Origin of the sequence: Streptomyces sp. NPDC059092, from assembly GCF_042756365.1 — a bacterium.
Classification (GTDB): domain Bacteria; phylum Actinomycetota; class Actinomycetes; order Streptomycetales; family Streptomycetaceae; genus Streptomyces.
Map to the genome: position 1 here is coordinate 49,884 of NZ_JBHZEJ010000004.1, position 14,841 is coordinate 64,724.

At 69.8% G+C, this 14,841-nt stretch carries 12 protein-coding genes; 4 read left to right on the forward strand and 8 right to left on the reverse strand.

All coding sequences use genetic code 11. The features are described from left to right. Nucleotides 1-43 precede the first annotated feature (43 nt). The 5 genes from ACFXPL_RS03880 to ACFXPL_RS03900 all read right to left on the reverse strand — a co-directional run bounded on the left by ACFXPL_RS03880 (nucleotide 44) and on the right by ACFXPL_RS03900 (nucleotide 9,015). Nucleotides 44-940 (reverse strand): carbohydrate ABC transporter permease, encoded by an 897-nt coding sequence (locus ACFXPL_RS03880; protein ID WP_384911985.1) that lies wholly within the window; start codon nucleotides 938-940, stop codon nucleotides 44-46. Between the two features lie 16 nt (nucleotides 941-956). Beyond that, complete coding sequence (locus ACFXPL_RS03885) at nucleotides 957-1,916, reverse strand: carbohydrate ABC transporter permease (RefSeq protein WP_384911989.1); 960 nt, start codon at nucleotides 1,914-1,916, stop codon at nucleotides 957-959. 25 nt (nucleotides 1,917-1,941) lie between these two features. After that, nucleotides 1,942-3,291, reverse strand: a complete 1,350-nt coding sequence (locus ACFXPL_RS03890) for an extracellular solute-binding protein (protein WP_384911993.1) — start codon at nucleotides 3,289-3,291, stop codon at nucleotides 1,942-1,944. A 265-nt stretch (nucleotides 3,292-3,556) separates the two neighbouring features. Further along, the gene (locus tag ACFXPL_RS03895; RefSeq protein WP_384911996.1) at nucleotides 3,557-4,576 is read right to left on the reverse strand and encodes a LacI family DNA-binding transcriptional regulator; all 1,020 of its coding nucleotides are present in this window, start codon (nucleotides 4,574-4,576) and stop codon (nucleotides 3,557-3,559) included. A gap of 134 nt (nucleotides 4,577-4,710) precedes the next feature. After that, entirely contained in the window at nucleotides 4,711-9,015 is a 4,305-nt protein-coding gene (locus tag ACFXPL_RS03900) for a discoidin domain-containing protein (protein WP_384911999.1), read from the reverse strand. Between the two features lie 450 nt (nucleotides 9,016-9,465). Here ACFXPL_RS03900 and ACFXPL_RS03905 point away from each other — a divergent pair, with 450 nt between their 5' ends. Further along, nucleotides 9,466-9,801 carry an SCO0607 family lipoprotein gene (locus tag ACFXPL_RS03905; RefSeq protein WP_384912004.1) on the forward strand — a complete coding sequence of 112 codons (336 nt, stop codon included), beginning with the start codon at nucleotides 9,466-9,468 and terminating at the stop codon, nucleotides 9,799-9,801. A gap of 81 nt (nucleotides 9,802-9,882) precedes the next feature. Here the strand turns inward: ACFXPL_RS03905 and ACFXPL_RS03910 are convergent, their stop codons facing one another. Next, nucleotides 9,883-10,053, reverse strand: a complete 171-nt coding sequence (locus tag ACFXPL_RS03910) for a DUF6011 domain-containing protein (RefSeq protein ID WP_384912416.1) — start codon at nucleotides 10,051-10,053, stop codon at nucleotides 9,883-9,885. A 154-nt stretch (nucleotides 10,054-10,207) separates the two neighbouring features. Here ACFXPL_RS03910 and ACFXPL_RS03915 point away from each other — a divergent pair, with 154 nt between their 5' ends. Then, nucleotides 10,208-10,696: a glutathione peroxidase gene (locus ACFXPL_RS03915; RefSeq protein ID WP_384912007.1), complete on the forward strand. Its 489-nt coding sequence runs from the start codon at nucleotides 10,208-10,210 to the stop codon at nucleotides 10,694-10,696. Between the two features lie 52 nt (nucleotides 10,697-10,748). Here ACFXPL_RS03915 and ACFXPL_RS03920 read toward each other — a convergent pair whose 3' ends face one another. Further along, nucleotides 10,749-12,002 (reverse strand): acyl-CoA dehydrogenase family protein, encoded by a 1,254-nt coding sequence (locus ACFXPL_RS03920; RefSeq protein ID WP_384912010.1) that lies wholly within the window; start codon nucleotides 12,000-12,002, stop codon nucleotides 10,749-10,751. A 177-nt stretch (nucleotides 12,003-12,179) separates the two neighbouring features. Here ACFXPL_RS03920 and ACFXPL_RS03925 point away from each other — a divergent pair, with 177 nt between their 5' ends. Further along, on the forward strand, nucleotides 12,180-12,824 hold the full coding sequence (locus ACFXPL_RS03925) for a TetR family transcriptional regulator (protein ID WP_384912013.1): 645 nt from the start codon (nucleotides 12,180-12,182) through the stop codon (nucleotides 12,822-12,824). Nucleotides 12,825-12,886: 62 nt separating this feature from the next. Here the strand turns inward: ACFXPL_RS03925 and def are convergent, their stop codons facing one another. Further along, a complete protein-coding gene (def, locus tag ACFXPL_RS03930) occupies nucleotides 12,887-13,450 on the reverse strand; it encodes a peptide deformylase (RefSeq protein WP_384912017.1) in 564 nt (187 codons plus the stop codon). A gap of 115 nt (nucleotides 13,451-13,565) precedes the next feature. On the opposite strand from def, the gene ACFXPL_RS03935 reads away from it, so the two are divergent. Beyond that, nucleotides 13,566-14,804, forward strand: coding sequence for a MurT ligase domain-containing protein (locus tag ACFXPL_RS03935; RefSeq protein WP_329825446.1), 1,239 nt, complete (start codon nucleotides 13,566-13,568; stop codon nucleotides 14,802-14,804). Nucleotides 14,805-14,841 lie beyond the last annotated feature (37 nt).

Here is a 14,841-nt window from a genome sequence, read left to right on the forward strand (position 1 = left end):
CTTTCGGGGAGGGTGAGGGGTACTGGTCAGCCCTTGGTACCGGTCAGCCCTTGGTGCTGCCGGCGCTGATCCCGGCGATGATGTGCCGCTGGAACACCAGGAACATCAGCACCATCGGGATACTGGCGATCACCATGGCCGCGATGAGTACCGAGAGCGGGATGTTCTGGGAGAGCTGGACGAGCGCGACGCTGATGGGCTGCTTGTCGGTGTCCGAGAAGACCATCAGCGGCCAGAGGAAGTCCTGCCAGACGGCGACCAGCGCGAAGATCGACACCACTCCGAGCACCGGCCGGGACATGGGCAGCAGGATCGACCGGAGCGTACGGAGCCGGCCCGCCCCGTCGATCTCGGCGGCTTCCAGCACATCGCGCGGGATCTGGTCGAAGAAGCGCTTGAGCAGGTAGAGGTTGAAGGCGTTGGCGACAGCGGGCAGCCAGATGCCCAGCGGGTCGTTGAGCAGGCTGACGTGGATCAGTGGCAGATCGGCGATCGTCAGGTACTTCGGTACGAGCAGCGCCTGGGCCGGCACCATCAGGGTGGCGAGGATGCCGCCCAGGATCACCTTGCCGAAGGCCGGCCGCAGCTTCGACAGGGCGTAGGCCGCCGCCGTGCAGAAGACGAGCTGGAGGATCCAGGCGCCCGTGGCCTGCACCACCGTGTTCCCCAGATGGGTGGGGAGCCGCATCAGCTCCCACGCGTCGGTGTACGCGCCGATGTGCCAGGTGCCGGGGACCAGGGTCGGTGGCGTCCGTACCAGCTCGTCCGGGGACTTCATGGCGCCGGAGACCATCCAGTACACGGGGAGGAGGAAGGCGACCACGAAGGCGAGGACGACACCGCCGAAGACGGTCCAGTACAGCGCCTTCCCCCGGGTGCTCGCGAGTGCGAGCGGGGAGACGAGAGTGCGTACGGCCTGGCCGTGTTCCGCTCGGGTCATGGTGGAGCGGGTCCTCTCAGTCGTCGGTGCGGGTGAGCCACAGGTAGAGGGCGGAGAAGAGGCTGAGCACGATCAGCAGCAGCACGCTCAGGGCGCACGCCCCGCCGAAGTCGTTGTAGAGGAAGGCGTACTTGTAGATGAGGTAGAGGATGGTGACGGTCGAGTTCTCCGGACCACCGCCGGTGATCACGAAGGGCTCGGTGAACACCTGCATCGTGGCGATGATCTGGAGGAGCATCAGCATCAGGATGATGAAACGGGTCTGCGGGACGGTCACATGGCGCACCCGCTGCCAGATGGTGGCCCCGTCCAGTTCTGCGGCTTCGTACAGCTCCCCCGGGATGCCCTGGAGCGCGGCGAGATAGATGAGGACCGTGCCGCCCATGTTCGCCCAGGTCGCGACGGCCACCAGGGAGAAGAGCGCGGTGTCGGCGCCGTTGGTCCAGTTCGACGTGGGGAGGTGGAGGAAGCGCAGGGCCTCGTTGGCGAGTCCGGCGCCCGGATCGTAGAACCACTTCCAGAGCAGCGCGCTGACGACCGGCGGGATCATCACCGGCAGGTAGACGACCACCCGGAAGAAGGACCTCGCGTGGCGCAGCTCGTTGAGGACGAGCGCCATCAGGAACGGGACCGCGAAGCCGACGAGCAGGGCGATCACGGTGAAGGTCAGTGTGTTGCGCCAGGCCGCGCCGAACTCGGGGTCGTGGAACACCTGGGTGAAGTTGGCGGTGCCCACCCACTCCGGCGCGGATCCGGGGGTGTACTTCTGGAAGGCGATGATCACCGCGCGGATCGCCGGGTACCAGGAGAACAGCGCGAAGCAGATCAGGCCGCCGATGAGGAAGGCGTAGGCGCGGAGCTGGTGCGAGAGGGCGCGGCGCAGGGCGCCGGGGGCTCCGTGGTGCGCGGGTGTGCTCCGTACCGGCGCCGGTACGGGGGGCGGTGCGGGCCGCCGGGGAGCCCGGGCGGACTTCATGGGCGCGTCAGCCTTCACGGGTACGTCAGCCCCGGGCCAGGATTCCGTCGATCTTCGACTGGGCGTCCTTGAGGAGCCGGCCGATGTCGGCGTCCTTCTTGGTGAGGACGGCGGAGACCGCGCCGTCGAGGACGGAGTAGATCTGCTGGGCCTTCGGCGGTTCCAGCTTCGCCGTCAGCCCCTGGCTTCCGTCGAGGAACGCCTGGTAGTTCTCCACGGGGACGTTGGCGTACCGCTTCTTCAGCTCCTGGTCGCGGGTGTCGGTGGCGCCGCTCCACAGCCGGGGCTCGGGGAGGCCGACCGGGGCCTTGAGGTCGGCGGCGCGCTTCCAGTCGTTGAGTCCGGATCCGGGGGTGTTGGTCTGGTACTCCAGCCACTTCAGGCCGGCCCTGATCTGGTCCGGGGATGCCTTCTTGTTGAACATGTACCCGTCGCCGCCGATGAGGGTGCCCTTGCCGCCGGGCATCGGGGCGAGCCCGAGGTCCTGGTACTTGCCGCCCTTCTCCTTGACCAGGATCGGCACGTTGTCCGGGGCGGAGAGGTACATGCCGAGCTTGCCGGAGCCCATCATCTGCTGGACGTCGTTGAGGATGAGGAGTTGCTTGGTGCCCATGGAGCCGTCGCTCCAGCGCATGTCCTTGAGGTTCTGGAGGACCGCCTTGCCCTCGGGGCTGTCGACGGCGGCCTTCTTGCCGTCCGGGGCGACGATGTCGCCGCCCTGTGAGTACATCTCCGCGGTGAAGTGCCAGCCGCCCTGGTTCTGGGCGCTGTAGTCGGCGTAGCCCACGTACTCCTTGCCGAGGCCCGCGATCTTCTTGGCGGCGGTACGGACCTCCTCCCAGGTGGCCGGGGGCTTGTCGGGGTCGAGGCCGGCCTGCCGGAAGAGCTTCTTGTTGTAGAGGAGGCCCATCGAGTAGTTGGTGCGCGGGACGCCGTACACCTTGCCGTCGGCGGTGTAGACGTCGCGCAGCGACTGCTGGATGTCGCCGTAGCCCTTCATGTCCTTCACGTACGAGGTGATGTCCGCCGCCTGGTTGATGTCGACGACGTGTCGGGCGTCGGTGAAGTACGTGTAGAAGACGTCTTCCATCTGGCCGCCGGCGAGCTTGGCGTCGAAGGTCTTGGGGTCCTGGCAGGGGAAGGCGTCGCGGCCGACGACGTCGATGTCCGGGTTGGCCTTCTCGAACGCCGCGATGTCGTCCTCGAAGTTCTGGCGGTCGATCCTGGCGCTCTTGGGCGGCATGCAGTTGACGGTGATGTGCGTCTTGCCGTCGGCCGGGCTGTCCCCGCCCGAGCCGCAGGCGGCCAGCCCGGTGAGGGCGAGTGCGGTGGCTGTGGCGGTGACGAAGGTACGGCGGAACCCGGAACTACTCATCTGCGGGACCCCTCTTGGGCAGGAGCGCGGGAAGCCCACAGCAGCTCGCTGTGTGGCGGCGCTCACTCAACCATCAACACCGGATGCTCGCAATATGTCGCTCCAATTTCGCAAATAGTTGACAGGCGTCCGTCCGCATCGCGGCGTGGTGGCGGAACCACGTCCGCGTCGCGGCGTGGCGGCGGAACCACCCCCGAACGCCACCGGCCCCGCACGCGTGGGCGTGCGGGGCCGGGTCGGCCGCCTGAAGGGCGAGGTGGTGCGGTCAGCCGCGGGGCGCCTGGCCCGTGGAGCCCCGTACCACCAGCTCCGGTTCGAACAGCAGCTCGCCGTGGGGCACGGCGGCGCCCTGGATCTGGGTGTTGAGCATCTCGACGGCCGCCCGGCCCATCGCCTCGATGGGCTGACGGACCGTCGTGAGCGGCGGCTCGGTGCAGTTCATGAACGCGGAGTCGTCGAAACCGACGACCGAGACCTCGCCGGGGACGGTGAGACCGCGCCGCCGCGCGGCACGCACCGCCCCCAGGGCCAGCGGATCGCTCGCGCAGATGATCCCCGTGACGCCCCGGTCCAGCAGGCGCGTGGCCGCCGCGTGGCCGCCCTCCAGGGAGAACATGGTCCGCTCGACCCGCTCGTCAGGGAGGGCCGGACCGGCGCCGCCCGTCGCCGCGTACGCCGCGTGCCCCGCCGCGAGCTTGCGCCGGGACGGTACGTGGTCGGCGGGGCCGAGCACCAGCCCGATGCGCTCGTGGCCGAGCGAGGACAGATGGCGCCACGCCTGCTCGACCGCGACGGCGTCGTCGCAGGAGATGCAGGGGAAGTCGAGGTTCTCGATCGGCGCGTTGATCAGGACGACCGGGATACGGCGCTCGGCGAGCAGCCGGTAGTGGTCGTGCGGGGCGTCCGCCTGGGCGAAGAGACCGCCCGCGAAGACCACCCCGGAGACCTGCTGCTGGAGGAGGAGTTCCACGTAGTCGGCCTCGGAGACGCCGCCCTTGGTCTGGGTGCACAGCACGGGGGTGAGGCCCTGCTGCGCGAGCGCGCCGCCGATCACCTCCGCGAACGCCGGGAAGATGGGGTTCTGAAGCTCCGGCAGGACGAGGCCGACGAGCCGGGCGCGCTCACCGCGGAGCTGGGTGGGGCGCTCGTAGCCGAGGACGTCCAGGGCGGTCAGTACGGACTGCCGTGTGGCCGGCGAGACACCGGGCTTGCCGTTGAGCACCCGGCTGACCGTGGCCTCGCTGACTCCAACCTTCTTCGCCACCTGAGCAAGTCGTCGCGTCATGCGCGCAAGACTATCGCAAGAATTGCAAGCCACTTGCTTCACTCTGCCCCGCGGGTGCGACCACCATGTACGGGACGGTGCCGGCCGGGCGTACCGGCCGGCACCGTCCCGTCCCCGCGATGACGTGACGGGCCCTACGGGTTGATGTTGATCTTGAAGGTGGAGGTCGTGTTCTTGATGTCCACTGCGTTGTCGTCGAGTTTCAGGCGGTTGAAGGTCACCTCGCCCACGGCCGGCCCCTGTCCCGTCTCCGGCATCTCGTTGGCCCACACCCCGAAGCCGGACTTCGCGTCGAAGGCGTCACCGCTCTTGCGCGCGCCGGTGATCGAGATGTCGTTGAGGATGGTGTCCTTGACCGGGAACTGCGGCGCGCTGCCCACGTAGTTGGTCTGGAACATGATGCCGCTGTAGGTCGGATCGACGATGTCGACGTCGTTGATCCGGATGCCCTGGAACACCTTGGACGCGGAGAACAGCCAGATTCCGGGGAAGGTCTGCCCGTTCCAGAAGTGGCCTCCGGACCGTACGACCGACACGTTCTCGATCGTCGTCGGACCGGTTCCGAAGCCGTTCATCGGATACCCGAAGTCCAGGGAGCTGACCGTGATGCCCGAGTACACCAGTGTGTCCGCGACATGGATGTTGCGGAAGGTGTTGTCGTAGCCGCCGTAGACGGCGATGCCCGCGGCGCGCCAGGTCAGGATCGTCGTCAGGTTCTCGTAGACGTTGTTCTTCATGTCCGCGCCCCCGGCGTCGATCGCCGAGAACAGGGCGAAACTGTCGTCACCGGTGGCCCGTGCCTCGTTGTTGACGACGTGGTTGTCCGTGGAGCCGTTGGTCATGTTGACGCCGTCGGCGAACATGTCGCGGATCCGGGAGTTCTTGATGGTGATCCGGTCCGTGTTCGCGCCCCAGTAGAGGCACACCATGTGCTCGTTCCAGATGTTGTCGATCACCATGTCGGCGACATTGGAGAAGTCGAACACCTTGCCGGGGCCGTCGATGCGTGAGGTGTAGTTGCCGAAGTACGCGAAGCCGCTGAAGGACGATCCGTTCGCCGCGGCCTCGGCACGGAAGCCGATGTCGGTGTTCTCCTGCGACGCGGGGGCGCGGAAGCGGGTGAACCAGGGCCCGGCGCCGACGACCCGCACCGGCTTTCCGTACACCTGGAACTTGCTGGAGGTCTCGTAGTCACCGGCGGGCAGGTAGACGCCCACCAGCTTCCCCGTGGTGTCCATCCGAACCTTGTCGAGGGCGTTCTGCACGTCCTGGTGGCCGAGTCCGGCCGGCACCGCGTACGTGGCCGGGTCCGGGTTGGCGATCGGCGTGGCCTGCTCCAGGCTGACGAAGTCGATCGCGTACTTCGAGGTGTTGGCCGCGTCCTTCTGGAGCCTGATCCTGCTGCCCTCGGGGACGGTTCTGCCCAGCAGGACGTTGGCCTCGTCGTAGATGTGACGGGGCGCGCCGGAGGTGGGCGAGTTGCCGGGGGCGGCCTCCGCCCCGTACAGCCAGGCGTACTTGGAGGTGAGGTCGACGGCCTTGAGGAAGGTTCCGTCCACGTAGATGTTGAGGGTGGCGTCGATGCCGCCGCCGCCCGCGGAGTCCGGGATGGAGAACCGGGTGACCAGCGAGTTCGTACTGGCCTTGGTGGTGAACTCGACGTAGTCGCCGGTGGCGTCGAGGGTGACCGCCTTACGGCCCGACGCCTCGCCCGCGATGTCGCCGATCGTCCTGTTGGGCCCGACGACCCGCGCACCGCCGCCGGTGACGCCGTCCTCCGCCTCGTACATGTCGTACGGCATGTCGGCGCCGCGGCCGACGAAGAGCGGCTGGGTGCTGGTGTTGTTGTCGCGCTTCACGGGCAGTTCGTTGGCGTCGGCGGCGAGGACCGCCTTGAGTGTGTACGAGCCGTTCACGGCCGCCCAGGTACCGAGGCCGACCGGCGGCGTGGTCGCTCCCGGGGCGATGGTGCCGTTGTACGCGCCGGTCAGGGTCTTGACCGTGGCGCCCTTGGCGTCGAGCACGGAGAGCGTGATGCCGTGCGCCCCGGCGGCCGAGGCCACGTTGCCCTGGTTCCTGACCGCGACGGAGAAGGTGACGGTGTCACCGGCGGAGGGGGAGGCCGGGGAGGTCGCGACCGTCGCGGCGACCAGGTCGGAGCTGTCGACCGCACGCACCACGAGCGGGGTGGGGCTGGTGTAGGTGTTGTTGGTCTCGTTCTCCTCGGCGATCAGACCGCCCGGGTCGACGACGGCGCCGAGCTGGTACGAACCCGCGTCCCGCGCACCGATGTTCGCCATGACCGTGGCCGAGGCGCCGGCCGCCAGCGCGCCCGCCTGCGCGCTGGCCACCTTGGTGCCGCCGAGCCGGAATTCCACCGGTCCCGCGGGAGCGGCGGCCCGTCCCGCGTTGCGCACGGTCGCCGACAGGGTGATCGCGTCGGACTCGACCGGCGCCGAGGGCGACGCGCTCAGCGCGGTCACCGTGAGGTCGGGGTTGGGCGCGGGGGCGCCGAGCACCTGGAACTCCGCCACCTGGCCCGCGCCCGAGCCGGTGTTGGAGGTGAACTTGAGCTGGACGTCGGCGACGCGGGCGGCCACCGGGATGGTCACCGCGTTGCCGGTCGCCGGGGCGAAGGCGTAGTCCTTGGCCGCCACCAGGCTGGTGAGCCCGGACGCGCTCTGCTCACGGCCGAGCACCTGGATGTTCTGCGTCCGCGCTCCCCAGGCGCTGTCCGGGTTGAGCCTGACGACCACGCCCCGGGTGTCGGCGTTGGCGCCCAGCTTCACGGTGAGCGTGTTGGGGTAGCTGCCGCCCGCGCCCTCCCAGTAGGTGGTGAGGCTGTTGTCGTTGGCGTTCTCCGCGACGTAGGTGTGGACCACGGAGGAGGCGGAGATCGGCCGGCCCACCGCGAGGTTCGACGCCGAGCCCGAACTGCCGTTCCGGGTGACCGTGTTGCTGTCGATCGACACGTTCCCTGCCGCGTCCTTCGCCCGTACGAAGTACGAGACGGTCGTTCCGGCCGGCTGGGTGTCCGTGTACGTGGTGACGTCGCCGGCCACGCTCTTGCGCAGGACGTTGTCGGCGTAGATGTCGTAGCCGGTCACGCCCTTGTTGTCCGTCGAGGCGCCCCAGGTCAGCTTGATCTCGTCGGCCGACGGCTCGGTGAAGGCGAGGCCGGCGGGCGCGGTCGGCGCCTCGGTGTCCCCGCTGTCGCCGCGCCGGGTGACGGTGTTGCTGTTGGCCGACACGTTGCCGGCCGCGTCCTTCGCCCGTACGAAGTAGGAGACCGTCGTCCCGGCGGGCTGGGTGTCCGTGAAGGCGGTCACGGTGCCCGCGACGCTGCTGCGCAGCTCGTTGTCGGCGTAGATGTCGTACCCCGTCACACCGGTGTTGTCGGTGGACGCCTTCCAGGCCAGCACGATCCGGCCGGTGGCGGGCTCGGTGTACGACAGCCCGGCCGGCGCGGTGGGCGCCTCGGTGTCCCCGGTCTCGGGTCCGTAGATCTCCAACTCGGATAGCTGGCCGCCGGGTTGGGCGGAGTTGGCGGTGATCAGCACCCGGAGGTAGCGCGTGGTCGTGACGTCGAGGGGGATCGTCACCGACTGGCTGCCCGCCGCGTTGAACGTGTACGCCTTGGACGCCGTCAGATCGGTGAAGGCGGTGTTGTTCGTGGAGCCCTGGAGCTTCAGGGTCTGGTCCCTGGCGCCCCAGCCGTCGGGCAGCCGCAGCACCACCTGGTTGATCCGGGCGGAGGAGCCGAGGTCGGTCTGGATCCACTGCGGGAAGGCGTTGTTCCGGCTCTCCCAGTAGGTCGCCCTGTTGCCGTCGTTCGCGTTGCCGGGCCCGTAGACCTCGGTGAAGCTGCTCGCGGTGAGGGTTTTACCGAGGGCCAGGTTGACGGAGGCCGCGGCTGCCGCGCGTACCTCCAACTCGGCGAGCTGGGCCTTCTTCCCCACCGTGTTGGCGGTGAAATGGGCCCGGACGAAGCGTGTCCTGGTGGCCGGGAAGGTGACCGTCACCTTGTTGCCCGTCCCGGGGCTGAAGGTGTACGTGGCCGAGGTCTTCAGGGTCGAGAAGCTGGTGCCGTCGGCGCTGCCCTGGAGGGACAGGGTCTGCTTCCTGGCCGCCCATCCGGTGGGGAGCCTGAGCACCACCTGGTCGACGCGCCGGGTGGCGCCCAGATCGGACTGCACCCACTGGGGGAACTTCTTCCCGCCGCCTTCCCAGTACGTCGACGGGTCACCGTCCGTGACGCTCCTGGCGGCCTTCCCGCCCGTGGTCGCGCTCGCCGTCGCGGCCCGTCCCGCGGCGATGTCGGGGCCCTTGGCCCGGGGGCCGTCGGCGGCAGCGGCGGTGAGCGTCGGCCAGCCGGCCATCAACAGGCTGCTGGCAAGGGTGGCGGCGAGGACTCGCCATCTCCGGCGTAGCGATCTCATGGATCCCCGATCTTCGGCCTCGGCGCGGAGCGGCGAGGGCGCGGCTCTGGCAGCACGCCTGCGCGGCATGCGTTTCTGCACTGATGAACGGAGTATTTTGCGATTTGCGGTGAGAGAGTTGCAGAGAAATGCGAGGTCGTCCACCAGTCCGACCGAACCAAATGCCTCGCAAGGCCTGGGGAGTTGACGGTCATGCCCCTTGTGCGGGCCGCCGCTTCGTCGTTCAACGCCCACGAGCAGGGAAACGTAAGTGATCTGCAAGAAGTGCCGGGAATTTGCGACGCTGACGAAAGTTCAGGCGGCGCGCAGGAACCGCCACCGCGGCCCGGTGAGCGAACCGGTGGCGCGCATCCGAGTGACATTGCCGCGCCACGTGAGTACGGGTACTCACGCCGGGCTTCGGACCTTCCCGCAAGATGGCCGCATCGACCCACACCGAGGGAGCCCACCATGCGTACCACCAGCCGATTCCGCACCCCGTCGTCCGTGCGCCGCCGGCGCCCGACGCGGTCGGTCGCGGGTCTCGTCCTGGCCTGCGCGGCGGTCGCGGCGCTGACCGGCTGCTCGATGGAGGACGCGACCTGCGGCGGCGGCGAGTACCCGGTCATGACCGTGGGCAGCACCGGCAGCGCCTGCGTACCCGAGGACGAGGATCCGCCGAAGGGGTACGTCCGTTACCCGGAGGGGAAGGTGCCGGAGCACGTCGGCGACAAGTGGGACGTCTACTGGCAGACCCACACCGTGGACGAGAGCGGCAAGATCATCGAGGTTCCCGCCGTCGGATGACCCGCACCCGGTTCCCCCTCCTGCCACCGGGTGGCCCGCGCCTGATCCCTGTCGGGGCCCGCGTCGCCGGAGCGCCCGCGCTCAGACTCCGGGCAGCGGGTCCTGTTCGGCCTCGCGGCGCCGGGTCCTGATGTCCGGCGCGGGCGGGTGGAGTTTGGCGTCACAGGCGGGGCCGAGGCCGGTGCGGCGCGAGGCCGTGCCGGTGAGCGGTCTGCCGCACATACGGCACCGTACGGGCCGGGGGCCGGTCACGTCCGGCGCGGAGCCGGGGAGCCGGCCGTCGTCGGCGGGCGGCGGGGGGTCGAGCGGTGTTTCGTCCACGGACCACCTCTACCAGCCCGGCCGCCGGTCGCCGCGGCCACGGGTCCACAATGAGGGCAGACCGCCGTCGAACGAGGAGATCCCGATGACGCTGTACGACATCCCCCTGACCACCCTGACCGGCGAGCCGACCTCCCTGGCCGCCTACGAGGGCAAGGCCGTACTGCTGGTGAACGTGGCGTCCAAGTGCGGCCTCACCCCGCAGTACGCCGGTCTGGAGCGGCTTCAGCAGAGCTACGGGGACCGGGGCTTCACCGTCCTCGGGGTGCCCTGCAACCAGTTCATGGGGCAGGAGCCCGGCAGCGCGGACGAGATCCAGACGTTCTGCTCGGCCACGTACGGCGTCAGCTTCCCGCTGCTCGCGAAGACGGACGTGAACGGCGAGACCCGGCACGCGCTCTACACGGAGCTGACGAAGACGGCCGACACGGCGGGCGAGGCCGGGGACGTCCAGTGGAACTTCGAGAAGTTCCTGATCTCCCCCAAGGGCGAGGTCGTCGCCCGGATCCGGCCGCGCACGGAGCCGGAGGCCCCCGAGGTCGTCGCGGCCATCGAGGCCCAGCTCCCCGCCTGACACCCCGTCGGCCGGGTCCTCGACCCTTGTACGAGGACCCGGCGCCGCCGTTCTAGCGGATGGGCATGCCCGACAGGGTGCGGGCGATGACCAGGCGCTGGATCTCGCTCGTACCTTCGAAGATCGTGTAGATCGCCGCGTCCCGGTGCATCCGCTCCACCGGGTACTCCCGGGTGAAGCCGTTGCCGCCGAGTATCTGCACGGCCTGCGCCGTGACCTGCTTCGCCGTCTCGCTCGCGTACAGCTTGGACATCGAGCCCTCGGCGGAGGTGAAGGGCTTCCCCGTGGCCGCCATCCAGGAGGCGCGCCAGACGAGCAGGCGGGAGGCGTCGATACGGGTGCGCATGTCGGCCAGCTGGAAGGCGATGCCCTGGTTGTCGATGATCGGGCGGCCGAACTGGCTGCGGGTCTTCGCGTAGTCGAGGGCGACCTCGTACGCGGCGCGCGCCGTGCCCACCGCCATCGCGCCGACGGCCGGGCGGGACGCCTCGAAGGTCGCCATGGCGGCGTTCTTCACGCGGTCCCGGTCGCCCTTGCCGCCGCCCGCGCTCTCGGCGGCCCTGGCCCGCTCATGGGCCCGTGCGAGGCGCTCGTCCAGCTTCTCCTTTCCGCCGAGCAGGCAGTGGCCGGGGACCCGTACGTCCTCCAGGACGACCTCGGCGGTGTGGGAGGCGCGGATGCCGTGCTTCTTGAACTTCTGGCCCTGGGAGAGTCCGGGGGTGCCCGGCGGGACGATGAAGGAGGCATGGCCCTTCGTGCCGAGTCCGGCGTCGACGACGGCGACCACGACATGGATGTTGGCGATGCCGCCGTTGGTGGCCCAGGTCTTGGTGCCGTTGAGGACCCACTCGTCCTTGGCCTCGTCGTGGACCGCGCGGGTGCGCATGGCGCCGACGTCGGAGCCCGCGTCGGGTTCCGAGGAGCAGAAGGCGGCGACCTTCACGTCGTCCGGGTCCCCGTACATCTGCGGGATCCAGGTGCCGACCTGCTCCTCGGTGCCGTTGGCGAGGACGCCGACGGCCGCCAGGCCCGTACCGACGATGGACAGCGCGATGCCCGCGTCGCCCCAGAACAGCTCCTCCATCACCATCGGGATCCCCAGCCCCGTAGGGTCGAAGAACTGCTGGGCGTAGAAGTCCAGGGAGTAGATGCCGAGTTTGGCGGCTTCCTGGATGACCGGCCAGGGGGTCTCCTCACGCTCGTCCCACTCGGCGGCGGCGGGGCGGATGACATCGGCGGCGAAGCCGTGCAGCCAGTCGCGGACCTGCTTCTGGTCGTCGTTGAGATCGAGCGTGAACTCGGTCATGTTCCCCTCCAGCACCGCGTGGACCACGGTGTCGCTCCAGATGTTACTTGCGGTAACAACAGTCTGTTACTCGTAAGTAGGGGATGTCAACCGGCCACCTTCTGATCAGCATCGGCGGCGGACAGGGTGTTACGTTGCCGGGGCGTCACGCAATCGCACGGGCGGGGAGACACACCTATGGAGAGCACACAGCAGGCCGAGCAGCAGCGCTCGGCCCGGCAACGGCGCCGACAGCTCCTGGAGGCGGCCGACCGGGTGGTGCTCAGGGACGGCCCGGGAGCCTCCATGAACGCCATCGCCGCGGAGGCCGGCATCACCAAGCCGATCCTCTACCGGCACTTCGGGGACAAGGGCGGGCTCTACCGGGCGCTCGCCAAGCGCCACACGGACGCGCTCCTCGACGCGTTGCGGGCCGCGCTGGACGCGCCCGCCGGGCGGCGCGAGCGGGTGGAGGCCACGCTGGACACGTACCTCGCGGCGATCGAGGCGAGGCCCCAGGTGTACCGGTTCCTGATGCATCCGGCCGAGGACACCCCGCTCCCCGAGCAGGGCTTCGACGTCGGCCGCCACTCGGCGCCGCTGCTGCGCAGGCTCGGCGAGGAACTGGCCAAGGTCATAGAGGAACGGGTCGACCTCGGCCCCGGCAGCGAACAGCTCGCCCGGGTCTGGGGTCATGGCATCGTCGGCATGATGCACGGCGCCGGTGACTGGTGGCTCAGCGAACGCCCCTGCCCGCGGGCCCAGTTGGTACACAGCCTGGCGGACCTCCTGTGGGGCAGGCTGGCCGCGGTCGACGACCGCGCGGGCGGCCCCGGCTTCTGAGCCGGGACGGCGCGAGGTTTGCCGAAGGGGCGGCGTGGAGGTGTACGGGGCGCGCGTGCGGCTCACGGGGCGGGCGTACCGCCCGTCGCCGTCGCCCAGGGCGCCCGGCGCGCCGCCCGCAGTGTCCTGGAGCGCCGCCAGCCGGTGAGCCGGTCGGAGTAGAGCGTGCCCTCCAGATGGTCGCACTCGTGCTGGAGACAGCGGGCGAAGAACCCACCGCCCTCCACCCTGACCGGTGCTCCGTCCTGGGTGAAGCCCTCCACCACGGCATGGTCGTACCGCTCCGTCCCCGCCTCGATGCCCGGCAGGGAGAGACAGCCCTCGGGTCCGCGCAGCACGATGTCGTCCGCCTGGACGAGCCGGGGGTTGACGAGATGTCCGAGGTGGCGGACGTCCTCGTCATCGGGGCAGTCGTACACGAACACCCGCTGGGAGACGCCGATCTGGTTCGCCGCCAGCCCGACACCCCGGGCGGCGTACATGGTCGCGAAAAGATCCTCGATCAGCGCGCCGAGCGCGGGACCGAAGTCGGTGACGGGTTCGCAGGGCGCGTGGAGGACGGGATCTCCGAGCAATCTCATGGCTCGTACTCGCCCGGTACTGCCGGGGATCGGACGGTTTCGCATGACGGTCAGGGTACGGTCCACGGTGAACCCCGCCTTCTGCCCGGTGCCGCGGTTCGGGGCCCTGGCCGGATCTCGATAGGCTGGCCCACGGACCGACGCAAGGAGGATCAAGGCGATGTCAGGCAACACGGACCCGCTGACGCCGCGGGCCAAGCTGGCCGTGACGGCGGGCAAAGCCGCGGCGGCGGTGTCGCGCGCCGCAGGCCGCGGCAGCGGATCGGTGATCGGCGGGAAGGTGGCGCTCCGGCTCGACCCGGATCTGCTGGGGCGGCTGGCGCAGCATCTGGACGTCATCCTCGTGTCGGCGACCAACGGGAAGACCACGACCACGCGGCTGATCGCCGAGGCGCTGCGGGCCGCCGGGCCCGTGGTGTCGAACGCGCTCGGCGCCAACATGCCGGCCGGTATCACCTCGGCCCTGGCCGGTGGCTCCGACGCCCGGTTCGGCGTGATCGAGGTCGACGAGAAGTATCTCGCCGGGGTCGCCAGGGACACCACGCCCAAGGCGATCGCGCTGCTCAACCTCTCCCGCGACCAGCTCGACCGCGCCGCGGAGACCCGCATGCTCGCCGAGAAGTGGCGGGAGGGACTGGCCGGCACGAAGGCCGTCGTCATCGCCAACGCGGACGACCCGCTGATCGTCTGGGCCGCCTCCTCCTCGCCCAACGTGGTCTGGGTGGCGGCGGGCCAGGAGTGGAAGGACGACGCCTGGTCGTGCCCCTCCTGCGGCGGTGTGATGCAGCGCCCCGGCGACGACTGGTTCTGCGGCGAGTGCGGCTTCCGCAGGCCGCCGCCGAGCTGGGCGCTCCACGGCGACCACGTACTCGACCCGCACGGCTCCGCCTGGCCGATCCACCTCCAGCTCCCGGGGCGCGCCAACAAGGCGAACGCGGCGACGTCCGCCGCCGTCGCGGCGACCTTCGGGGTGCCGCCGCAGGTGGCCCTGGAGCGGATGTACCAGGTGCAGGCCGTCGCCGGCCGGTACGACGTGGTCAGCTTCCTCGGCCGCGACCTGCGGCTGCTGCTCGCCAAGAACCCGGCGGGCTGGCTGGAGACGTTCTCCCTCATCGACCCGCCGCCCACCCCGGTCATCCTCGCCGTCAACGCCCGTGGCGCCGACGGTACGGACACCTCGTGGCTGTGGGACGTGGACTACACCCGGCTCGCGGGCCACCCGATCTTCGTGATCGGCGACCGCAAGCTGGACCTCGCCGTACGTCTGGAGGTCGCGGGCCTGGACTTCCGGGTCTGCGAGACGCCCGACGAGGCCGTGCGGATGGCACCGCCCGGCCGTATCGAGGCGATCGCCAATTACACGTCGTTCCAGGATCTGCGCAGACGGGTGGGCAACTGAAGCCATGTCGGGATACATGACTCCCCGGAACCCGGAA

Excerpts from the sequence above, each read along its gene's own strand:
- ACFXPL_RS03880 (WP_384911985.1), bottom strand. The coding sequence starts at position 940 with ATGACCCGAGCGGAACACGGCCAGGCCGTACGCACTCTCGTCTCCCCG.
- ACFXPL_RS03885 (WP_384911989.1), bottom strand. The coding sequence starts at position 1,916 with ATGAAGTCCGCCCGGGCTCCCCGGCGGCCCGCACCGCCCCCCGTACCG.
- ACFXPL_RS03890 (WP_384911993.1), bottom strand. The coding sequence starts at position 3,291 with ATGAGTAGTTCCGGGTTCCGCCGTACCTTCGTCACCGCCACAGCCACC.
- ACFXPL_RS03895 (WP_384911996.1), bottom strand. The coding sequence starts at position 4,576 with ATGACGCGACGACTTGCTCAGGTGGCGAAGAAGGTTGGAGTCAGCGAG.
- ACFXPL_RS03900 (WP_384911999.1), bottom strand. The coding sequence starts at position 9,015 with ATGAGATCGCTACGCCGGAGATGGCGAGTCCTCGCCGCCACCCTTGCC.
- ACFXPL_RS03905 (WP_384912004.1), top strand. The coding sequence starts at position 9,466 with ATGCGTACCACCAGCCGATTCCGCACCCCGTCGTCCGTGCGCCGCCGG.
- ACFXPL_RS03915 (WP_384912007.1), top strand. The coding sequence starts at position 10,208 with ATGACGCTGTACGACATCCCCCTGACCACCCTGACCGGCGAGCCGACC.
- ACFXPL_RS03920 (WP_384912010.1), bottom strand. The coding sequence starts at position 12,002 with ATGACCGAGTTCACGCTCGATCTCAACGACGACCAGAAGCAGGTCCGC.
- ACFXPL_RS03925 (WP_384912013.1), top strand. The coding sequence starts at position 12,180 with ATGGAGAGCACACAGCAGGCCGAGCAGCAGCGCTCGGCCCGGCAACGG.
- def (WP_384912017.1), bottom strand. The coding sequence starts at position 13,450 with ATGCGAAACCGTCCGATCCCCGGCAGTACCGGGCGAGTACGAGCCATG.
- ACFXPL_RS03935 (WP_329825446.1), top strand. The coding sequence starts at position 13,566 with ATGTCAGGCAACACGGACCCGCTGACGCCGCGGGCCAAGCTGGCCGTG.